The 21,573-nt window shown below is 73.9% G+C and carries 16 protein-coding genes and 1 tRNA gene; 12 read left to right on the top strand and 5 right to left on the bottom strand.

Annotated elements, in window-relative coordinates:
- Window position 1 precedes the first annotated feature (1 nt).
- Together CFT82_RS02940 and CFT82_RS02935 are read right to left on the bottom strand one after the other, a co-directional pair.
- Entirely contained in the window at window positions 2-907 is a 906-nt protein-coding gene (locus CFT82_RS02940; RefSeq protein ID WP_159461834.1) for a phosphotransferase, read from the bottom strand.
- A gap of 76 nt (window positions 908-983) precedes the next feature.
- Window positions 984-2,918, bottom strand: a complete 1,935-nt coding sequence (locus tag CFT82_RS02935) for a cation:proton antiporter (protein ID WP_088817573.1) — start codon at window positions 2,916-2,918, stop codon at window positions 984-986.
- 36 nt (window positions 2,919-2,954) lie between these two features.
- Between CFT82_RS02935 and nudC the strand changes: the two genes are divergently transcribed.
- The 3 genes from nudC (at window position 2,955) to CFT82_RS02920 (ending at window position 6,718) form a co-directional block, all read left to right on the top strand.
- Window positions 2,955-3,935 carry an NAD(+) diphosphatase gene (gene nudC / locus CFT82_RS02930; RefSeq protein WP_200815032.1) on the top strand — a complete coding sequence of 327 codons (981 nt, stop codon included), beginning with the start codon at window positions 2,955-2,957 and terminating at the stop codon, window positions 3,933-3,935.
- Complete coding sequence (locus tag CFT82_RS02925) at window positions 3,928-6,051, top strand: ATP-dependent DNA helicase UvrD2 (RefSeq protein WP_088817571.1); 2,124 nt, start codon at window positions 3,928-3,930, stop codon at window positions 6,049-6,051. Before nudC ends, CFT82_RS02925 begins: the two co-directional genes overlap by 8 nt.
- A gap of 373 nt (window positions 6,052-6,424) precedes the next feature.
- On the top strand, window positions 6,425-6,718 hold the full coding sequence (locus tag CFT82_RS02920) for a WhiB family transcriptional regulator (protein WP_088817570.1): 294 nt from the start codon (window positions 6,425-6,427) through the stop codon (window positions 6,716-6,718).
- Here CFT82_RS02920 and CFT82_RS02915 read toward each other — a convergent pair.
- Complete coding sequence (locus CFT82_RS02915) at window positions 6,663-7,676, bottom strand: hypothetical protein (RefSeq protein WP_088817569.1); 1,014 nt, start codon at window positions 7,674-7,676, stop codon at window positions 6,663-6,665. The two genes, CFT82_RS02920 and CFT82_RS02915, sit on opposite strands and share 56 nt — an antisense overlap.
- Before the next feature lie 104 nt (window positions 7,677-7,780).
- Here CFT82_RS02915 and CFT82_RS02910 point away from each other — a divergent pair, with 104 nt between their 5' ends.
- The gene (locus CFT82_RS02910) at window positions 7,781-8,644 is read left to right on the top strand and encodes an enoyl-CoA hydratase/isomerase family protein (RefSeq protein ID WP_088817568.1); all 864 of its coding nucleotides are present in this window, start codon (window positions 7,781-7,783) and stop codon (window positions 8,642-8,644) included.
- A gap of 1 nt (window position 8,645) precedes the next feature.
- Window positions 8,646-9,251 (top strand): M48 metallopeptidase family protein, encoded by a 606-nt coding sequence (locus CFT82_RS02905; RefSeq protein WP_088817567.1) that lies wholly within the window; start codon window positions 8,646-8,648, stop codon window positions 9,249-9,251.
- Here CFT82_RS02905 and CFT82_RS02900 read toward each other — a convergent pair.
- The gene (locus CFT82_RS02900; RefSeq protein ID WP_088817566.1) at window positions 9,161-10,759 is read right to left on the bottom strand and encodes a zinc-dependent metalloprotease; all 1,599 of its coding nucleotides are present in this window, start codon (window positions 10,757-10,759) and stop codon (window positions 9,161-9,163) included. The two genes, CFT82_RS02905 and CFT82_RS02900, sit on opposite strands and share 91 nt — an antisense overlap.
- 110 nt (window positions 10,760-10,869) lie before the next feature.
- Here CFT82_RS02900 and CFT82_RS02895 point away from each other — a divergent pair, with 110 nt between their 5' ends.
- Complete coding sequence (locus CFT82_RS02895; RefSeq protein ID WP_088817565.1) at window positions 10,870-11,973, top strand: YlbL family protein; 1,104 nt, start codon at window positions 10,870-10,872, stop codon at window positions 11,971-11,973.
- Between the two features lies 1 nt (window position 11,974).
- On the opposite strand, the gene CFT82_RS02890 is transcribed toward CFT82_RS02895, so the two are convergent.
- Window positions 11,975-12,469 carry a PPA1309 family protein gene (locus CFT82_RS02890; protein WP_088817564.1) on the bottom strand — a complete coding sequence of 165 codons (495 nt, stop codon included), beginning with the start codon at window positions 12,467-12,469 and terminating at the stop codon, window positions 11,975-11,977.
- Between the two features lie 83 nt (window positions 12,470-12,552).
- On the opposite strand from CFT82_RS02890, the gene CFT82_RS02885 reads away from it, so the two are divergent.
- From CFT82_RS02885 to CFT82_RS02860, 6 genes are all read left to right on the top strand, one after another.
- Entirely contained in the window at window positions 12,553-15,600 is a 3,048-nt protein-coding gene (locus CFT82_RS02885; protein ID WP_088817563.1) for a UPF0182 family membrane protein, read from the top strand.
- Between the two features lie 68 nt (window positions 15,601-15,668).
- Window positions 15,669-15,745: transfer RNA gene (locus tag CFT82_RS02880), tRNA-Met, on the top strand.
- A 113-nt stretch (window positions 15,746-15,858) separates the two neighbouring features.
- Entirely contained in the window at window positions 15,859-17,106 is a 1,248-nt protein-coding gene (locus CFT82_RS02875) for an SGNH/GDSL hydrolase family protein (protein ID WP_159461833.1), read from the top strand.
- A gap of 135 nt (window positions 17,107-17,241) precedes the next feature.
- Window positions 17,242-18,585: an NAD(P)/FAD-dependent oxidoreductase gene (locus tag CFT82_RS02870; protein ID WP_234994248.1), complete on the top strand. Its 1,344-nt coding sequence runs from the start codon at window positions 17,242-17,244 to the stop codon at window positions 18,583-18,585.
- Between the two features lie 97 nt (window positions 18,586-18,682).
- Window positions 18,683-19,966, top strand: a complete 1,284-nt coding sequence (locus CFT82_RS02865) for a M16 family metallopeptidase (protein WP_088817560.1) — start codon at window positions 18,683-18,685, stop codon at window positions 19,964-19,966.
- Window positions 19,963-21,447: a M16 family metallopeptidase gene (locus CFT82_RS02860; RefSeq protein ID WP_088817559.1), complete on the top strand. Its 1,485-nt coding sequence runs from the start codon at window positions 19,963-19,965 to the stop codon at window positions 21,445-21,447. The genes CFT82_RS02865 and CFT82_RS02860 overlap by 4 nt, the downstream gene beginning before the upstream one ends.
- The last annotated feature ends 126 nt before the right edge of the window (window positions 21,448-21,573 follow it).

Genomic DNA, 21,573 nt, shown 5'->3' with positions numbered 1-21,573 from the left:
CTCACTCCCAGGTGTCGAGCTCCTCGGCCTCGGCCAGCATCCGGTCACGGTGTGCCAGGGCAGCCCGTGCCTCGCGCAGCCCCTCCCGGTCACCGGCGGCGTCGGCCTCCACCAGGGCAGTCATCTCCTGCAGCTCCAGGAGGGCCTGGGCCCGCTCCAGCAGACGCTCGTCCGGCCGTCCCAGGGATTCCTCGTAGCTGGAGCGCACCCCGGCCAGGACGTCGGGCGTGGCCGCACCCGCCAGGTGCGCGAAGTCCTCCGCCGGGTCGCCCACGCGCACGCTGCCCCAGCCGAAGACGGCGGAGAGCGCGTGGGCGTCGGAGACCAGCACGTGATCACCCTGCAGCGCCCCGTGGACCAGCGTCGGCTCCGCGCACCACAGGTCCTCGTCCTCCAGCATCGCCTCCCACCGGGCCAGCAGGCGGGACGGGACGAGGCCGGTCCCGGCCGCGGCGTCGAGCTGCTCCAGGCGCTGGCTCCGGAGCTCCTCGGCGCCGGGGACCGGACCGGTCACCAGCTCGGCGGCGTCGGCTCCGTGGACGGTGGCCAGGAGCTCGCCGAACTGGGCCACCACCGGGTCGCCGGGGCGCACCGTCACCCAGCGCAGCGGCCGCCCGGGCGCCCACCGGGTCACGGTGACCACGCGGCCGTCGGCCAGGGTGACCGCGCCCCGGGCCACCGGTGGGGCCCCGGGGACGTCCGAGGGCAGCGCGGCAGCGAAGCGGTCCCCGGGGGTCGGGTCCCGGTCGGTGAGGCGCACCGCCCAGCGGGCCCCCGCGGTGTCCTCGAGCCGGGCGATGCGTACCCGGTCCGCCACCCCCGGTGCGAGCCAGGCCACCGAGCGGGGGTGGAGGGACGGTCGCGCGACCACTGCCCAGGCGGCCATGCGTGCCCAGGTGGGGTTCACCGACTGCATCTCTCACACACTCCTCGGGGTGGCGCTCCAGGCGCTGCCCGACCTCCGTGGGGCCACGGGGCGGCGGTCAGCGGGGCCCTACTGTCTCACGGTGTCCGGCCTCGGTGCGGCGACGCTCCGCGGCCTCGGCCTCCTCGGTCTCGGCGTCCGGGATCATCGCGACGAAGACGTCCCCGGTCTCGCCGCCCTGTCGGGCCCCGGAGGCCACGTTCGTGCCGCTCTCGCTGTGCACGAAGAGCACGATGGCGCGGGGGTGCTCGACCCAGAAGTCGTCGGCCGAGTAGGCGTCGGTGAGGACCGTGCTCGTGACGCGCCAGTGGTTGCGCGAGTTGGCCAGGAGGGTGTCGTAGTCGGTGGGTGGGGAGAAGGCGACGTTGCCCTTGAGGCGGCCCGCGGTGGCCCGACGCGCGGTCGACTCCTCCTCGTCGTGCCGCTTGAGGGTGTGCACATTCGACCGGCCGAGCACGTGGGAGAACTCGGAGGCGGCGATGGCGTTGGTGTTGTCGTCCCGGGTGGCGCACACCAGCGATCGGATGCCGGCGAGGTCCATGTCCTCCACCGCGTACTCGCTGATGATCGAGGCGGTCTCGGTGCGCAGCCCGGACATGCGGGCCTGCCGCAGGTCACCGCGCTCCCGGGCGACGATGAGCGTGGGCACCTGGAGCTCGCGGAGGCGCTTGGCGGCGGCGACCACCCAGGGGGCGGAGCCGGCGAAGAGCACGCCGCGCGGGGTCACGGTGGCCAGCCCGAGACGCTCGGCCAGGCGACCCACGCCGAGGCCGTAGATGGCCACCGTGGAGACGATCACGAGGAAGACCAGCGGCACCAGGCGGTCCACCTCCTGGGCCAGGTTGTAGAGGTCCCCGGCCCGGGCGTAGAGCGTCTCGGCCCCGGCGAAGTCCTCCGCAGCCCAGGCCTCGTCCCCCCGTGCGAAGGCGGTCTCGGCGGCGTGGGTGAACTCCAGGGCGAAGATCGAGGTGATGGAGGCCGCGATGATGCCGCGGGGGGCCATCGCCATCATGAGCGTCCGCTCCTGCTTGGTCACCTCGGTGCCCGCCAGGCCCACGGCGATGGAGATCGCCCGGATGGCCAGCAGGCCGAGGACGAAGAGCCCCGCGACGTCCGCGACGCCCACGAGGTCGCGAGGTTCCACCCGCCCGGCGAGGATGACGAAGAGCGCTCCGACGAAGAGCACCTGCAGGTGCTCCAAGAACTCGATGATGTGCTGGATGTGCAGGCCGGGCTGGTTGGCCAGCAGGATGCCCAGCAGGGTGACGGTCAGCAGGCCGGACTCGGACTGGACCGCGTTGCTCAGGGTCATCGTGCCGAGGGCGGCGGCCAGGAAGGTGACGCCCTGGAGGTAGTCGGGCAGGAGGTCCCGGCGCATCATCCAGGTCAGCAGCCAGCCGACGACGACCGAGAGCAGCACCGCGATGCCGACGGCGCGCAGGAGGGTGATGACGGCGTCGAGCAGGGGGCCGGTGCGCCCCGAGGAGGTGATGACCTGCAGCACGAGCACGCCGAGGATGGCGCCGATCGCGTCGACGACGATGCCCTCCCAGCGGAGCAGCTGCGAGACCCGTCGGGTGGGGCGCAGGGTGCGCAGGATGGGGTTGATGACGGTGGGTCCGGTGACGGTGAGGATGGCGCCCACGAGGAGGGCGGCGCGCAGGTCGAAGCCCAGCCCCCAGGCCAGCAGGGTGACCAGCACCCAGGTGATGACCACCGTCCGGGAGCACAGGCGGAGGATGGGGACGCCGAGGTCCCGCACCTGCCGGAAGCGCAGGCCCAGGGCTCCTTCGAAGAGGATGATGCCCACCGCCAGCTGCACCCCGGCGAAGAGCAGCTCCCGGCCGAGGATCTCGTCGGGGGAGAACAGTCGGCCGAGGGTGAAGCCGGCCACGAGCAGTACGAGCAGGGCGGGGACCTTCGCCCGCCATGCGACCCACTGGCACACGACGGCGAGGCCGACCACCAGGGCGAGATAGGGCGCCGGATCCATGGCGCAACTCTAAGCGCGGTTGCCTAGGGTGGTGGGGTGATCCCCCACGCTGAAGAACTGCTGGACACCTCCCTCGGACGGGCGGCCCTGCCGCGCCGGGCCTGGTTGCGGGGGGCTGGTGGGAAGGGCCCGGCCTGGTCGCGGGAGGGGGCGCACCGGCGCATGGTCGTCACCCTGGAGGGGTTGCTGGCCGTGACCTCCGACGGGCCGGTCGGGCTCCACTGGGAGGAGTGCCCGGAGGGTCTGCCGGCGGACCGCTCGGACCTGCCGGCCGGGGTCATCGAGCTCTTCCTCGGTGAGGAGGAGCAGCCGCTGGTGGCGCTCGTGGTGCCGGACGAGGGGGCCTGGGAGCTCCCCGAGGGCGTGGTCTGGGAGGACCTGCGGGAGATCGGTCCGGAGCTCGGCGACACCGACGTGGCCGCGGCGGTCACGGCCTCGGGCATGGCGCACTGGCACCGCCGGCACGGGTTCTCCCCGGAGACGGGGGAGCCGACCGAGGTGACCGCCAGCGGCTGGGTGCGCCGGGCACCGGACGGGCGGCACCACTTCCCCCGCACGGACACCGCGGTGATCATGGCCGTGGTCGACTCCCGGGACCGGCTGCTGCTGGCCCGGGGACCCTCCTGGCCGGAGGGGAGGCTGTCGGTGCTCGCGGGTTTCGTGGAGCCCGGTGAGTCGCTGGAGGCCGCCGTGGCCCGCGAGGTGCAGGAGGAGGTGAGCGTCGGCGTGGACTCGGTCCGCTACGTGGGCTCGCAGCCATGGCCCTTCCCCGGCAGCCTCATGGTGGCCTTCATGGCGCGCACCGGGGACCAGCCCGACGCGCCGGCGGTCGAGGACCTCGAGCACGACGAGATCGCCGAGGCGCACTGGTTCTCCCGCGAGGAGCTCACGGCGGCGCTGGAGGCCCGCGAGATCGGCCTGCCGGGCCGGATCTCCATCGCCCGGCAGCTCATCGAGCGCTGGTACGGCGGTCCGCTGCCCGTGGCCGAGGAGATCCGGGGGTCCGTGCGTGGCTGACGCCGAGCGGCTCCTGGAGGGGCTCGACCCCGAGCAGCGACAGGTGGCCGCCCACCCGGTGGGGGCGATGCGGGTGCTCGCCGGTGCAGGGACCGGCAAGACACGGGCCATCACCCACCGCATCGCCTACGGCGTCCACTCCGGGGCCTTCCCGCCCCAGCAGCTCCTGGCGGTCACCTTCACGGCCCGGGCGGCCGGGGAGATGCGCACCCGGCTGCGGCAGCTCGGGGTCCCCGGCGTCCAGGCCCGCACCTTCCACTCGGCGGCGCTGCGGCAGCTCCAGTTCTTCCACCCGCAGGTCGTCGGCGGGGCGCCGCCGCAGATCATCGCCTCCAAGGCGCCGCTGGTGGCCGAGGCGGCCTCCCGCCTGCGCCTGCAGGTGGACCGCACCACCATCCGGGACCTGGCGGCGGAGGTGGAGTGGGCGAAGGTCTCCCTGCTCACCCCGACCACCTACGCGGCCGAGGCGCGCCGCCAGCAGCGGGAGGTGGGCGGTCTGGACGCCTCGGCGATGGCCCGCGTGCTGGAGGTCTACGGGGAGGTGGCCAGCGACCGGGGGGTGATGGACTTCGAGGACGTCCTGCTCTCGATGCTGGGGATCCTCCGGGAGCGGCCGGACGTCGCCCGCACCGTGCGCGGCCAGTACCGGCACTTCGTGGTGGACGAGTACCAGGACGTCAACGCCGTGCAGCAGGCCCTCCTGGACGCCTGGGTGGGGGAGCGGCACGACGTGTGCGTGGTGGGTGACGCCGCCCAGACCATCTACTCGTTCACCGGTGCCAGCGCCCGGCACCTGCTGGACTTCCCGAGCCACCACCCGGGGGCCGACTCGGTGGAGCTGCACCGGAACTACCGCTCCACCCCGCAGATCCTCCACGTGGCCAATCGCCTCCTCGCCGCGGACCCGCGGGCGGCGCAGGGGCAGGTCGAGCTCCACGCCCAGCGTCCGCCCGGCCCGGCCCCGCGCATGACCGTCCACGACGACGAGGAGGCCGAGGCCCGCTGGGTGGCCGACCGGATCCGGGAGATGGGGGAGGACCCCGAGCACCCGGTGGCCCCGGGGGACGTGGCCGTGCTCTTCCGCACCAACGGCCAGTCCGAGGCGCTGGAGACCGCCCTGGCCCGGGCGGGGGTGCCCTACCTGGTGCGGGGTGGGGAGCGCTTCTTCTCCCGCCAGGAGGTGCGTTCGGCGATCGTCCTGCTGCGGGGGGCCGTGCGGGCCGACGACGGGTCGACCCCGCTGGTCCGGCAGACGGCCGACGTCCTCTCCGGGGCGGGCTGGTCCCCCGAGCCGCCCAGCTCGACCGGGGCGCAGCGGGAACGCTGGGAGTCCCTCCAGGCGCTGCTCTCGGTGGCGGAGGACCTCGCCGCGGTGGACCCGGACGCCCGGATGGCGGATCTCGTGGCCGAGCTGGACCGCCGGGCCGCGGAGCAGCACGCCCCGGCGGTGGACGGCGTCACCCTGGCCTCGCTGCACTCGGCCAAGGGCCTGGAGTGGCCGGTCGTGTTCATGGTGGGCTGCTCGGAGGGTCTGCTGCCGATCTCGATGGCGCGCACCCCGGAGGCGCTCGCCGAGGAGCGCCGGCTGGCGTACGTGGGGGTGACCCGGGCCCGGGACCAGCTGCACCTCAGCCGGGCCCGGGGCCGGGTCGGCGGCCGGGGGCAGCGGGAGCCCTCGCGCTTCTTCGCCGGTGCGAGCGACCTGCTGGGGGAGGCTGCCCGCTCCGAGCGGGCGGCGGTCCGGGAGGAGCGCTCGGCGCGGCGGAAGCCACGGCGGCCCGCCGTGTGCGCCCAGTGCAACCGGCCGCTGGACACGGCCGCGGAGGCCAAGGTGCGCCGCTGCGCGGACTGTCCCCCGCAGTACGACGAGGCGACCTTCGAGGCGCTCCGGGAGTGGCGGAAGGCCGTCGCCGCGGGCCTGGGCAAGCCGGCCTTCGTGGTCTTCACCGACGCCACCCTGGAGGCGGTGGCCACGGCCGACCCGGACGAGCTGGAGGACCTGGCGGGCATCCCCGGCATCGGGAAGGCCAAGCTGGAGCGCTACGGGGCCGCGCTGCTGCGGGTCATGGCGGGTGAGGACCCGCAGGTCGTGGCCGAGGAGACGCCGGCCGTCTGAGGTCACGACACGGCAACGATCCGGGGGCTGCGGGAAAAAGGGTTGGACCCGCGCTGCGGGCTCTGCCTAGTGTGAGGGCACACCTTCCGGGGACGGCGCCGACCGCTCCCTGCCGGGTGGGTCCGTGTCCGCGATCGAAGGAAGGAGGAGCAGAACATGAACACCACCACGCTGTTCATCGACCGTCTGCAGGTCGACGCCCCCGGCGTCCTTGCGACCCGAGATAGCTCCTCCGCGATCGTCGACCGCCGCATCGGCTGATTCGCCCTGCCGGGTGCGCCCCTCGCGCACACCCACCCCACCACCGCAGCCGGAACCGACCGTGGTCGGTCCCTCGGTGATGCCCCGAACTCCCCGGAAGGACCCACCAGGCATGCCTGCCCTGGACACCCATCACCTGACCCTGCTCGACGAGGCCCGGGCGGCCGGCGACTCCCTGCCCTGCCTCACCCACGACCCCGAGCTCTGGTTCGCCACCACCCCCGACGGCGTCGAGCTCGCGAAGTCCCTCTGCCGCACCTGCCCGGTCGCCCGGACCTGCCTGTCCGGGGCGCTGGAGCGCTCCGAGCCCTGGGGCGTCTGGGGCGGGGAGCTCTTCGACGCCGGCCGGGTCATCCCCCGGAAGCGGTCACGAGGCCGACCCCGGAAGCACCCTGTCGCCGCCTGACCCGTCCTGCGCACCAGCAGGACGGGTGCGGTGCGGTGGGCCCGGCCTGGGGCAGCGGGTCGCCGACCCGGTGCAGCCACCGGGGGGACCCCACGGCCGACCCGGGGGCGTCCAGCCAGGCCGTCGCCAGGGCCACCCCGTGCTGGAGCGCCGCCTCCTGCAGGGCGGGCGGTGGCTGCCGGCCGCCCCAGTGCTCCAGGTCGGCCAGGGGGAGCGTCACCGGGCCGTCTCCCGGGCGCTCGTGCAGGGCACAACACTCCGTGCAGGCTCCGCCGGGGTGCACCACCGGACCGACCACCACGGCCCCGGGGGTCAGCAGGACGGGCAGGTGTGGGACCCCTGCCTCGACCAGGGCCCGGAGACCTGCGGCCTCGCAGAGATCCCGCTGCGTCACCACCACGAGGTCGAGGCTCCCGGGGTGGCCGGTGCCCGTCAGCCGGCGCCACCACCGGTGGGCCTGCGAGGGGGCCAGGACCTGCCCGACCCCGGCCGCGCGGAGAGCGCGCACGAGGGCCTCGGTGAATCCCTCCCGGGGCGGATCGCCCCACGGTGTGCCGGTCATGACCTGGACCGTGGCCGCCTCGCGCCGCCGGGCGGTCTCCAAGCCCGCCGGGCCCCCGGCGGCGTGCACGGCCCGGGCCACCTCCCGCAGCCGGTCGCGCCGGTCACCGGCCAGCTCCCGGGCCCAGGGCGGGTCGGTGATCTCCTGCAGGGCCCGGAGGCCGCGCAGCCGGGTGATGAGCTCGGTGTGCTCCTCGGGGCTGATGCCGGCCTCCCGGACGGCGGCGAGCTCCCCGGCCAGCGAGCGGGGAGCACCCAGGGCGAGCAGGTACTGCCGCTGGGCCCCGGTGAGATCCCGCAGGAGCTCGTGGCGCCCCGGGGGCCCACCCAGCTGGACGCCGCCGGAGGGGTGGGGCAGGGGCGTGAGGTGGGGGAGCAGCCGGACGAGTTCGCGCATGGCCGGGACGATGACAGGATCCTGCGGCCCCGGGCCGGGCTGCGTCCACAGGCCGTCCGGAGCACGGGGGAGCGCCCGGGGTCGGCCCGGATAGCGTGCCTCCCATGAGCACCGACCACAGCCCTGAGCCCGCGGCCCCGCACACCCTGCTGGCCGACGCGCGGACCGAGCCGCTCGACGATCTCGCGCTGCACCTCCTCGACGAGTCCGAGGGACAGGTGGCCGTCATCGAGCTGGCCCTGCCGGAGAAGCGCAACGCCATGAGCGCGGGGATGACCGCCTCCTGGGTGGAGGCCGTCCAGCGGCTCCGCAGCGAGCCGGACCTGCGCGCGGTGGTCGTCACCGGTCGGGGCAGCGCCTTCTGCGCCGGCGGCCAGCTCGACTGGATCTCCTCCGAGCCGGACGCCTCGGTGGCCACCCTCCGCTCCCGGATGCAGGCCTTCTACAGCGACTGGCTCTCCATCGGCCAGCTCGAGGTGCCCACGATCGCGGCGATCAACGGTCACGCCATCGGGGCCGGTCTGGCCGTGGCCCTGGCCTGCGACCTGCGGGTGGCCTCGGAGACCGCCAAGCTGGCGATGCCCTTCACCCAGCTGGGTCTCCACCCGGGGATGGCCTCCACCTGGCTGCTGCCGCAGACCGTGGGTATGGCGGTGGCACGGGACCTGCTCCTCACGGGGCGTTCCGTCCGTGGCTCGGAGGCGCTGCGGCTCGGTCTGGCCTCCCGGGTGGTCTCGGCCCAGGAGGTGCTCGCGGAGGCGCTCACGATGGCCCGGGGCATCGCGGCGACGGCCCCGGTCGCGGCCCAGCTCACGACGGTGGCGCTGCGGGACGGCGGGCATGACTCGCTGGCCGACTGCCTGCAGTGGGAGTCGCTCGCCCAGGGGGTCACCCTGGCCACGCAGGACCTCCAGGAGGGGATCGCCGCGGCCTCCGAGCGTCGCGTGCCGCGCTTCACGGGGCAGTGACGTGGACGAGCGCCCCGAGGTCGTCATCACCCGCAGCACGCGGCGGCGCAAGACGCTGAGCGCTCGGCGGGTGGACGGTGCGGTGCACGTGGCGGTGCCGGCCGGGATGCCCCCGGAGCTGGAGCGCCAGCAGGTGGACGCCCTGGTGGAGAAGGTGCTGCGCAAGGAGTGGCGGGCGCGGGACGCCGGGGCGCTGCGGCGCCGGGCCGAGCGGATCAGCCAGCGCTACTTCGACGGTCGGGCGGAGGTCGCGTCGATCACCTGGTCCGGGCGGCAGCGGCAGCGCTGGGGCTCCTGCCAGCCACGCCGGCGGGTGGTGATCCTCAGCGACGCCCTGGCCACGATGCCGGACTGGGTGATCGACGCCGTGGTCGTCCACGAGCTGGCCCACCTGTTCGTCCCCGGCCACGGCCCGGAGTTCCGGGCGCTGGTGACGCGCTACCCGGACTACGACCGGGCCATGGCCTTCCTCGACGGGGTGGCCCACGGGTGGCGGGTGCCCCCGCCGGGGGCGGGTCAGGTGCGGCCGGGGTCCTCGCCGGACTCCCCGGGGCCCTCGGACTCCCCGGAGCCGCTCGACCCGTCGGAGTCCTCGGCCTGCCCCTGAGCGTCCCGCAGCAGGGCCTCCAGCTCGGCGTCGAAGTCCGTGCCGGTGGCCTCGCCGGGCTCGTTGCGGCCCCAGGCCTCCACGTAGCCGAGCACGTCGTCCAGGGCGGCCGCGTCGGGGGCGATGTCCGGGTGGTCCCAGACGGCGTCCCGGGCGGCGGCCCCGTGGCGGTCCTCCATGGCGGCGAACAGGTTGGCGGCGTCGCGCATCCGCCGTGGCCGCAGCTCCAGGCCGACCAGGCCGGAGAAGGTCTTCTCCGCCGGCCCCTGGGTGGCCCGGCGCCGGCGCACCGTCTCGGCGAGCGCCTGGGCGTGGGGGAGGGTGCTCGCGGTGGCGCGGTCGGTCACCACGTCGACCCAGCCCTCGATGAGGGCGAGCCAGGTCTCGAGGCGGGCCAGGGCCTGCCGCTGGGCCTCGCTCGGTTCCGGGTGGAACAGACCGTCCCCCAGGGCGGACTGCATGGCCTCCGGGTCGGTGGGGTCCACCGAGGCGACCTTGGACTCGATCGAGTCGGTGTCCAGGCGCATGTCGGCGGCGTAGGCGCGGACCGCCTCGATGACCTGCGAGCGCACCCAGGGCGCCCCGGCGAAGAGACGCTGGCGGGCGGACTCCCGCACCGTGAGGTAGAGCATCACCTCGGCGGGGTCGATCTCCAGACCGTCGGCGAACTCGCGGACGTTGGCCGGCACCATGAGCACCTCCTCGCCCTCCACCAGGGGCAGGCCGACGTCGGTGCCGGAGACGACCTCGCGGCTCAGCGCCCCGGCCGCCTGCCCCAGCTGCACGGAGAACATGGAGGCCGACATCTTGCGCAGCATCGGGGTCATCTGACCCATGACGGCCGAGAGGTCCATGCCCGGGGGGAGCATGCCCGGGGGCAGCTGGGACTCCAGCGTCTCGGGGTCGTCCCCGAAGCGTCCCTCCAGGGAGCCGGCCACGGCGTTGTTCACGCCCTCGGCCAGCGGGGTGAGGACCTGCACCCAGGTGGGCAGCGTGGCCTCCACCCACTCCGAGCGGCTCACCACCCGGGCCCGGCCGTCGAGGGCGGAGAACTCGGTGGCGGCGTCCAGCCAGAGGGAGGCCACCTGGGCCACCTGGTCGGCATCGCGCTGGGCGGTCTCGCCCACCGAGGGGTCGCCGCCGGCCACGGCCACGCGCCGCGCCACGTCCCGGGCCAGGTCGGGGTTCACCGCGGAGTCGTCGGCGTTGAACATGGCCTGCACCTGGGCCTGGAGGGCGCCGAAGGCGGCGGGATTGCCGGCCATCATCGCCGCGAAGGGGTTGGCGCCGGCCTCACCCGCCCCGGGCATCCCGGGCACCCCACCCGGGGTCTGACCGGGGGCTGCGCCGGGCACGCCTCCCTGCATCCCCAGGGAGCGGAGCATCTCGTCGACCTCCGGGGAGTCCACGGCGTCACCGAGGAAGCCGCGGAGCATCTCCTTCATCGGGTCCTGCGGCTCGTCGGGGGTGCCGTTCTCGTCGTCGCGGGGTCCGTTGTCCTGCGTCATGCGTGCCTCCTCGTGGTCCCCGGTGACAACACCGGGTCGGCGTCGGGCCTTCCCCCATTCTCCCGCGCCGGGGGTGCGGGAGCGCGCGCGGGCGGTGTGAGAATGGCCCGATGACGACCGGACGCCGCCTCCTGGGCCTGGGGACGATGCTGCTGGCCCTGCTCGTGGTGGTGGCCGTCGTGGCCTCCCAGCTGGTCACGGCCCCCTACGTGCTCCTCAAGCCGGGCACCGCCTACGACGTGCTCGCCGAGGAGGGCCCGGGGGGTGGGCCGATGATCCGCATCGAGGGGCACGAGACCCACCCCACCGAGGGTGGGCTGCGCATGACGACGGTCGCGATGTACGGCGGCCCGGGGCACGAGGCCAGCTGGTGGGAGGTGACCTGGTCGCGGCTGCGGGGGCAGGACGAGATCATCCCGCGCGAGCAGGTCTTCCCCGCGGAGGTCACCGAGGAGGAGGTCGACCAGCACTCCAGCGCGCAGATGGAGGGCTCGCAGAGCGGCGCCTCCGTGGTGGCGCTGCGGGCGGCCGGGGTGGAGGTCACCGAGGAGGTGGTGGTCGGGGAGGTGCTGCCGGACGCCGCCGCCCGGGGGGTGCTGCGCACCGACGACGTGATCCTCGAGGCGGGCGGGCGCTCGGTGGAGCAGCCGGCGGACGTGCAGCAGGTGGTGCAAGCCGCCGAGCCGGGCACGAAGGTGCCGATGCGGGTGCGGCGCGACGGGCGGGAGCGCACGCTGGAGGTGCCGACCGGGACGGCCGAGGGGCGCACCGTGGTCGGGGTGCTGCTGGGTGCGCGGGCCGACAGCGCGGTGGACGTGACCGTGGACGCCGGGGCCGTCGGGGGACCCTCGGCCGGGATGATGCTCTCGCTGGGGATCTACGACCAGCTCACCGAGGGGCCGCTCACCGGGGGTGAGGACATCGCCGGGACGGGCACGATCGACGCCGAGGGGCAGGTCGGTCCGATCGACGGGATCCGGCAGAAGATGATCGGCGCGCGGGACTCGGGGGCGGACTGGTTCCTGGCCCCGGACGCGAACTGCGGGGAGGTCGTCGGCCGGGTCCCCGGGGGGATGGAGGCCTTCGCGGTGACCGACTTCTCCGAGGCCCGGTCGACGGTCGAGGCGATCGCCGCCGGGGACACCGCGGGGCTGGAGACCTGCGAGCAGGTGCTCTCCGAGCAGCCGGCACCGAGCGCCTCGTCGGCCGGCTGAGTCAGTCCCCGAGGGTGACCAGCAGGGCGTCCTCGAGCTCGCGGGCCGCGTCGTGGGCGACGGCGACGTCGGTGTCCCGGTCGTGCTGCTCCATCCGCAGCAGGGTGACGCGCTCGCCCTGCCGGGTCACGGCCACCAGCAGACGGATGGCCTCCGGCTCGTCCCCGGCCCCGGCGGCGCGCTGGGCGGGCGGCACGGTCATCCGGCGCTCGGCGGCCAGGGCGCAGCCCACGACCGCCTCCGGCCAGCGGGTGTGGCCGAGGAACTCCACGAGCTCGGTGCCCGCGGGCAGCTCCTGCTCCACCGCGCTGTAGCCGGACTCGTCGCCCAGCTGGCCGCGCAGGGAGGGCTCGGCGGCCACGAGGTCGGCGGTGCGGGCCAGGGCGAAGACCCGGTCGGGCTGGCCCCAGCCGGACTCCGCCACGTGGCGCTCGGTCTCGCGGGCGGCCTGCAGGAGCTCGGGGGCGATCTCGGGGGTGCTGGGGGGAGTCGTCATGGGTCCAGTCTCCCGCAGGTCGGCCACCGGGTGCGGGGGGCGGGCTGCGTACCCTTGGCCCCACCCGTCGGAAAGGTCCCTCCATGGCGTCCACGTCCTCGCGCTCCCCCGGTCTGCTGGGCCGGGTGGTCGGCCTCCTCGGTGTCCTCCTGCTCCTGAGCGTGGTGGGCTCGTGGGTGGCCCGGCTGTGGACGGACGTGCTCTGGTACCGCTCGGTCGGGTTCCTCGGGGTCCAGTGGCGGGTGCTGGCCACCACCCTGGGGCTCTTCCTGCTGGGTGCCCTGCTCTCCTTCGGGGTGGTGGCGGGAGCCATCTGGGCGGCTCACCGGGTGCGGCCACCGGCTCGCGCCCTGGCGGCGGGGACGGACCCGCTGGAGCGCTACCGGAAGCAGGTCGAGGCCGTGCCCCGGTGGACCCTGCTGGGGCTGCCGGCCTTCGTGGCCCTCTTCCTCGGGGCGGCGATGGCGGCCTCCTGGCAGGACGCCCTGCTCTTCCTCAACCGACAGCCCTTCGGGGTGACCGACCCGGAGTTCGGGCACGACGTCGGCTTCTACGTCTTCACCCTGCCCTTCGTGGCGGTCGTGGTGGACGTGCTCCTGGCGGTGCTCCTGCTGGCGCTGGTGGCCAACGTCCTGACCCACTACCTGTGGGGTGGCATCAGCCTCGCCCGGCGGCACGACGGGGCACACATCACCCGGGCGGCCGCCTGGCAGGTGGCGGGGCTCACCGCGGCGTCCCTCGTCGTGAAGGCCGTGGACTGGCTCGTGCAGCGCTGGCAGTCGACCACGGCGATGGGGCCGCGGACGGCAGGCCCGGGCTACGCCGAGGTCCACTCCCGGCTGCCGATGCTGGCGATCCTCGCTGCCAGCGCGGTGGTGGTGGCCCTGGTGGTGCTCCACTCGGCGCGGACCCGCTCCTGGCGGCTTCCGCTGGCGGCCACCGGGCTGCTGGTGGTGACCTCGCTGCTGGGGACCGGGGTGTACCCGGCGCTGCTGCAGCGCATCGTCGTGCTCCCCTCGGAGGCCTCGAAGGAGGAGCCGTACATCCAGCGCGGCATCGACGCGACGCGCGCCGCCTACGGCATCGAGGGGGCGGAGGTGGTCCCCTACGACGCGCGCACGGCGGCCACCTCCGACGCGCTGGCGGAGGACCGCGAGTCCATCCCCGGGATCCGGCTCATGGACCCGGACGTCATCGGCCCCACGGTCAAGCAGCTGCAGGGCATCCGCAACTACTACCAGTTCCCCGACACCCTCGACGTCGACCGCTACGAGGTCGACGGGCGCACCGAGGAGCAGGTCGTGGCCGTCCGCGAGCTCGACCTGGACGGGGTGCCGGCCGGGCAGCGCAACTGGGTGAACGACCACACGGTGTACACGCACGGCTTCGGCCTGGTGGCCGCGGACTCCTCGGAGAAGTCGGGCAAGGGCGAGCCGGTCTTCACCGAGAAGAACATCCCGCCCACCCAGGATCTGGCGGGGGAGTACGAGCCCCGCATCTACTTCGGGGAGTCCTCGCCGGTCTACTCGGTGGTGGGTGCCCCGGAGGGTGCCGCCCCGCGGGAGCTCGACCGTCCGGACGGGTCGGCGACCGGGCAGGCGAACACGACCTATGACGGCGACGGTGGCGTGCCGGTGGGCAGCTGGGTCAACCGCATCGCCTACGCGGTGAAGTACCAGGAGACGAACTTCCTGCTGGCCGACGCGTTCAACGCCGAGTCCCAGCTGCTGGACCACCGCACCCCGCGGGAGCGGGTGCAGCGGGTGGCCCCGTGGCTGACCCTGGACGGGGACCCCTACCCGACGATCGTCGACGGCCGGGTCCTGTGGGTGGTCGACGGGTACACCACGACCTCGCACTACCCGTACTCGGAGACCACCCAGCTGGACCGCACCACGGCCGACGGGACGACCGCCTCGAGCGCGAACGTCGCCACCGCCAGCGGGCGGGTGAACTACCTGCGCAACTCGGTGAAGGCGACGGTCGACGCCTACGACGGCGAGGTCACGCTCTACGCCTGGGACGAGGAGGACCCCCTGCTCGCGGCCTGGTCGCAGGCCTTCCCGGGGACGGTCCGGCCGCGCAGCGAGATCGGCAGCGAGCTCATGAGCCACCTGCGCTACCCGCAGGACCTCTTCAAGGCGCAGCGGGAGATGCTCTCGCGCTACCACGTCACCAGTGCCGGCGCCTTCTTCGGCGGGCAGGACTTCTGGCGCGTGCCGGACGACCCGACGCAGGAGGACGGGGGGCACACGCAGCCGCCCTACTACCTGAGCGTGCAGATGCCCGAGCAGGAGGAGCCCCGCTTCTCCCTGACGAGCACCTACAAGCCGGTCGGCGAGCGGGAGGTCCTCAGCGGCTTCCTGGCGGTGGACGCCGACGCCGGCGCGGACGCCGGGGAGCCTCGGGAGGGCTACGGGGACCTGCGCCTGCTGGAGCTGCCGCGGGAGACCTCCGTGCCGGGCCCGGGGCAGATGCAGAACATGCTCACCAGCTCCAACGACTCGTCGACGGACTTCTCGCAGACGCTCTCGCAGTTCCTGAGCCTCAACCAGCAGCGGGGCTCGGACGTCTCCTTCGGCAACCAGCTCACCCTGCCGGTGGGCGGCGGGATCCTCTACGTGGAGCCGATCTACGTGCAGTCCACGGGGGACTCGAGCTACCCCCTGCTGCGCCTCGTGGTGGTCTCCTTCGGCAACGAGCTCGCGTGGGGCGAGACGCTCGACTCCGCGCTCGACCAGCTCTTCTCCGAGAGCAGCGGCTCCGGGAGCGGGAAGGGGTCCGGCTCCGGTGGCGAGGGCTCCGGCGGTGGGTCCGGCCAGGAGTGGGGCAAGGAGTCGGGCAAGGAGTCCGGCGGTGAGTCGGGCAAGGGCTCGACGGAGGACGGCTGGTCCTCGTCCGCCCCGGACCCCGAGGACCCCGAGGCGCTCGCGAAGGCCCTGGCCGACGCCGAGAAGGCTGTGGCGGAGGCGGACGAGGCGCTCGCGGAGGGTGACTTCACGCGCTACGGCAAGGCGCAGGAGAAGCTGCGCGATGCCATCGAGCGGGCCACCGAGGCGGCCCCGGAGGGCGGCCGGGCGACGATCGACCCGGCCGACCGGGAGGGATCGTGGAAGGGGACGAAGGGGTGAACACCCGGTGTCCTGCACGTGGCCGATTTGCAAACGTTCGATGCGTCCCCTAGTGTTGGGGATCGCAACGCGGGGTGGAGCAGTTCGGTAGCTCGCCGGGCTCATAACCCGGAGGTCACAGGTTCAAATCCTGTCCCCGCTACCACTCCAGAAGGCCGGTCCTGATCCGTCAGGGCCGGCCTTCTGCCTGTCCCGGCCTTCTGCCTCTCCCGTGCGGGCGCCCGGCCGGCACCACGATCGGCGCTTATGCTGCCGCCCATGAACTCGAGAGGTGCGCAGGCGGCCGTGTCGATCCTGACGGTGGGGTTGTTCCTCACCGCGTGTGGAGAGGGTCAGGAGGACCCCTCCGCCACGGGCTCCTCGACCAGCGCCAGCCCGGCCTCGCCGTCGGAGGGGTCCGGTCCCGAGGCCTCCGGCGGGAAGAACGCCTCCGGTGGGAAGGAGGCCAAGGGCCCCAACGGGCTGGCTCCGCAGCCGGACTTCAACGAGTCCCTCCCCGCCGACGTGACCGCGGCGCAGCTCGAGGAGCTCATCGCCGAGCAGCGCATCCCCGTGGCCCCCACCCACGGCGGTGCCTTCGAGACGATGACCAACGCACTGACCCTGCAGCCGAGGCACGACGTCATGCTCTTCGGGGACTCGATGACCCAGCAGGGCGTCGACCCGGAGGTGTTGGGGGAGCTGCTCTCCGAGGAGGCCGGCCGTGAGGTCAGCGTCTTCAACGCGGCGAGCAGCCGGGCCCGCTGGGGGGTCAACACGCTGGTGGCCCGCTATGCCGCCTCGATCGACAAGCTGCCGGACGTGGCCGTGCTCGTCGTCTCGACCCGGGCGGCGGAGAACGACGCCTTCTACTCGGGGGAGGTGCAGCACACCCCGTTCTCGCACGTGGTGGAGGGGTGCGACCGTCCTGCGGCGGACACCTGGACGGCGCAGGACGCGACGACCTGCCGGCGAGACGTCCGGGACCTGCGCTTCCGCTACCGCCAGGGTGGTGGCCAGGTGGAGTGGGCGCTGGACGGGAACCCGCTCCAGCAGACCCTGAACTTCCGGAAGGGCTCGCACGTCCTGGCGAACGGCCAGATCACCCACCCGGGGATCTCCGAGGCAGCGGCCCGCAAGGCGTCCGAGGAGCGGGGGGAGAGGGGCTTCCCCGGCTTCCCCACCACCCAGGACGCGGCAGTGGAGCAGTTCACCGAGCTGGTGGACTTCCTGGAGTCCGAGGGGGTCACGGTGATCACCACGGAGGTGCCCTACACACCGGCGCACCAGGACACCCTGGAGGAGATGGGTCGCGACTACGACCAGCGCCGCCAGGAGGCCGCCCGGAGCCTGGCCGAGGCGGCCGGCGTGGAGCACTTCCCGGTGGACCGGTTCGGCTCCTGGTGGGGGGACGGCTCCAGCCGCGACGCCATCCACCTGGCTCCCGAGGGGGCGAAGGGCTTCTCCCGCCAGCTCGTGGAGGACGTGCCGGGGTTCGGGGACGCGGTCGTGGCCGGTCTCGACTGAGCCGTCCGGTCCCGCTCACCGTGGGGGGATCGCCTCGCGGGGCAAGCCCCACGCTGAGCGGGGGTGGCGTACCGTGGTGGTGGGACCCCGCGTCCCGCCCTGCGTCCAATCATCGCGATCACCAAGGAGACACCCGTGTCCGTTGAGCCCGCCATGGCCAACACCCCCGCGGCCCCCACCGGCCGCCGCCGCGTCGTCATCGTCGGCTCCGGCTTCGCCGGCATCTCGGCCGCCAAGTCCCTGGCCGACGCCGATGTCGACATCACCCTGGTGAGCAAGACGCCCACCTTCATGTTCGCGCCGATGCTCTACCAGGTGGCCACCGGCATCATCTCCGAGGGGGAGATCGCGCCGACCATCCGTGAGGTGCTCTCCGGGCAGGACAACGTGACCGTCGTCCTCGGCGAGGTGACCGACGTGGACGTCGACGGCCGCGCCGTCATCGCGAGGACCGAGCAGGGCGAGTCCCGCTTCGAGTACGACGACATGATCCTTGCCGCCGGTGCGGGCCAGTCCTACTTCGGCAACGACCACTTCGCCGAGTTCGCCCCGGGCATGAAGACCGTCGAGGACGCCCTGTACCTGCGCTCCCTGATCTTCGGCGCCTTCGAGCGTGCCGAGGTGGCTGCCGCGGACGGCCGCATGGACGACGCCCGCAAGGCGCTGACCTTCGTCGTCGTCGGTGCCGGCCCGACCGGCCTGGAGCTCGTCGGCCAGCTCGCCGAGATCTGCCACGACACCCTGGCCGGCCAGTACAAGCACATCGACACCAGCGAGTCCCGCATCCTCCTGGTGGAGGGCATGGGCCAGGTCATGCCGCCCTTCTCCGAGAAGCTCGGTCGCTCGGCGCAGAAGCAGCTGGAGGACCTCGGGGTCGAGGTCCGCCTCAACACCATGGCCACCGACGTGGACGCCGACTCGATCACCCTCTCGGTGAAGGACCAGCCGGAGGAGCGCATCGAGGCCGACGTGAAGATCTGGGCCGCCGGTGTGCAGGTCGCCCCGATCGGCAAGGTCGTGGCCGACAAGGCCGGTGCCGAGACGGACCGCGCCGGTCGCGTCATGGTCAACGAGGACCTCACCGTCGGCAACCACCCGGAGATCTTCGTCGTGGGCGACATGATCAGCCTCAAGAAGTTCCCCGGGGTGGCCCAGAACGCCATGCAGTCCGGCGCCCACGCTGCCGACGCCATCGCGCGCCGGGCGATCGGGCTGGACACCTCCGAGCCCTACGAGTACTTCGACAAGGGCTCCTTCGCCGTCATCGCCAAGGGCAAGGCCGTGGGCTACCTGGGGGCGGACAAGAAGTTCGAGATGACGCACATCCCCGCTTGGCTCATGTGGATGGGCATCCACCTGGCCTACCTGCCGGGCCTGAAGAACCGCCTGACCACGCTCGTGGCCTGGGCCGGCAACACCGTGGCCAACGCCCGCAACCAGCGGGTCACCGTGCCGGAGCGCGAGCAGCTCGGCAAGTGACCCGATGCGGTGAGGTCGACCGGCGGGTCGGCTGACCGCGCCGACGAGGCCCCTGCACCCCGCGAGGGTGCGGGGGCTCCGTCGTAGGGTGGCGCGCATGTCCCTGGACCTGCCGCTGGAGGAGCACACCCTGCCGAACGGACTGCGCGTCGTGGTCCAGCCCGACCGCACGGCCCCGGTGGTGGCGGTCAACCTGTGGGTCCGGGTGGGCAGCGGTCACGAGGAGCCGGGCCGGACGGGCCTGGCCCACCTCTTCGAGCACCTCATGTTCCAGGGGTCGCCGCGTGTGGCGAAGGGGGAGCACTTCTCCCGGCTCATGGACGTCGGGGGATCGGCCAACGCCACCACCTCGCTGGACCGGACCAACTACTTCGAGGCCCTGCCCGCCGGGGCGCTGGACCTCGCCCTGTGGCTGGAGTCGGACCGGCACCTCTTCCTCCGGGAGGCGCTCGACCAGGGCACGCTGGACAACCAGCGCGACGTGGTGGTGGAGGAGAAGCGCCAGCGCTACGACAACCAGCCCTACGGGGACGCCTTCCACCGCATGCAGCAGGCGCTCTTCCCCGCCGACCACCCGTACCACCACTCGACGATCGGGTCGATGGACGATCTCGCGGCGGCGACCCTGGAGGACGCCCACGCCTTCCACGCCCGGCACTACCGGCCGGACAACACCGTCCTGACCCTGGTGGGCGACGTCGAGCCGGAGCACGCCCTGGCCCGGGTGGAGCACTGGTTCGGGGAGTGGGCTCGCCCGGAGGAGCCGCTCCTGCCCGCCCCGCACGCGCCGCTGCTGCCGCTGGAGGGGACGGCCCCGCGGCACCACCGGGTGCCGGACGCGGTGCCCTCGGAGCGCGTCCACGTAGCCTTCCGCGCCCCCGGGGAGCTGGACGCCGACCACCTGCCGCTGGCGGTGGGCATGGACGTCCTGGCCGGGCTGGCCTCCAGCCGGCTCACCCAGCGGCTGCTGCGCACCGAGGAGTCGGTCCACGGGGTGTCCGGCCACGTCATGGGCAACGCGGCGGGGGTCTCGCCGGGCTTCGTGATCGCGGACGTCGCCGACGGGCACACGGCCGAGGAGGTGGCCGACGCCATCGTCGAGGAGCTGGTCCGGGTCGGGCGGGACGGCGTGGGGGCCGACGACCTGGCGGCCGTCCAGGCCGATACGGAGCGGTCCTGGCTCTCCGCGCTGGCCCACCACGACCAGCGGGCCGACGTCCTGGGGCAGTTCGCCACCGTCCACGGACGTCCCCACGCCGCCTGGGAGTGGCTGGACGGGGTGCGGGCCGTCACCGAGGAGGACGTCCGCCGTGCTGCGGCGACCTGGTGGCAGCCGGGAGCCTTCGAGGTCATCACCTACACCCCGCAGGAGGACGCATGAGCAGCACCGCCGACCGGACCGTCGCCCCGCCGGTGGGGGCGCCCGCCGCGTGGGAGTACCCCGCCTCGCAGCTGCTGCCGCTGGCCGGTGCCGGAGGGGTGCGCCTGGTCGACCTCCCGGGGCAGCCGGTGCTGGCGCTGGAGATCGTCGTCCCGATGCCGTGGGTCGAGGAGCCCCGGGAGATGGAGGGGCTCAGCGTGATCCTGGCTGCGACGCTCGACGAGGGGACGCAGGAGCACGACGCCGAGTCCCTGGCCCGGGCCTTCGAGCGGGCCGGGGTGGGGCTCGAGCTGAGCTCCACCGAGCTGGGTCTGATGGTCGGCCTGGAGTGCACCCCCTCCCACCTGGACGACGCGCTGGGGCTGGCTGCGGAGCTGCTGGGGCGCCCCACCTTCCCCACCGAGGCGGTGCAGCGAGAGGTGCGGGGGCGACTGTTCGACATCGCCCAGGAGCGGGCCACCCCGAGCGTCCGAGCCATGCGCGAGTTCGCCACGCTCCTGCACGGCGAGGACACCCGGGAGGGGCGCCCGGGGGCGGGTTCCGCGCAGACCGTCAGCGCCATCACCGCCGCGGACGTCCGGGCGCACCATGCTCGGTGGGTGCGTCCCGACGGTGCCGGGGTGGTGCTGGCCGGGGACCTGAGCGGCCTCGGTGCTCCTGGTGAGGCCGTGGCCCGGGTGCAGCAGCACCTCATCGACCCCTGGGCGGCTGCCGTTGCCGGTGAGGGCGCCGCTGCGGGTCCGGAGGAGACGGTCGTGGGGGCGGAGGCCGCGGAGCGCTCAGGGGCTGTTGGCGCCGCTGTGGAGGCCGGTGCAGGCGAGGCTGAGGCCGCGCAGGCCGGCGGGGGCGCGGTGTGTGAGGGCGTCCGGCGCCGGATCGAGGTGGACGGGGTGGAGACGGTCGTCGTCCACCGGTCGGGTGCTGCCCAGACCGAGGTGCGCCTCGGGTGGCTCGGACCGACCCGCCGGGAGCCGGGGGGCTTCCACCCCTACGCCCCGCTGGCGGTCCACGTGGGGGCCTCCCCGACCTCGCTGCTGGACGAGGTGCTGCGCGAGGAGAAGGGGTGGACCTACGGCATGCGGGCCGCCTTCCGTCCTCGGCACCGGGTGGGGGAGTTCCTGGTGGCGGGGAGCTTCACGACGGCGGACACGGCTCCGGCGGTGCGGGAGCTCCTGCGGCTGCTGCGCGGGGTGCCCGACGGGCTCGACGCGCGGGCGGCTGCGGCCGCACGGGACTACACACTCCTGACCGCTCCCATGCGCTATGCCACCGCCGAGACCCTCGCCCACGAGGCGGCGGTGCTGACCCTGGACGGGGTGGGGCCGGAGTTCAGCGCCCGGACGCTGGGTTCCCTGGGGGAGACCAGCGCCGCGGAGATGGCCGACCAGATGCGGGCCGCCTGGCAGCGGTGGGCGGGGGGCCGGTGGGTCATGGTGCTCGTCGGTGACGCCGACGTGTGGGGTGAGGCGCTGGGCGCCTGAGGGGCGGCGCGCCTCCCTGCCGGGTCCTCGCGGTGAGAGGGGAGGACGGCGAAGGGCCCCGACCGGATGGTCGGGGCCCTTCGCCGTGGGCGACGAGTTCGTTGCTGCCGCTGGCATTGTCGACGC

This window comes from Kytococcus aerolatus (genome assembly GCF_900187395.1).
Lineage (GTDB): Bacteria > Actinomycetota > Actinomycetes > Actinomycetales > Dermatophilaceae > Kytococcus > Kytococcus aerolatus.
The sequence above is the reverse complement of the archived record's forward strand: the minus strand, read 5'-3'. Positions and strand labels throughout refer to the sequence as shown.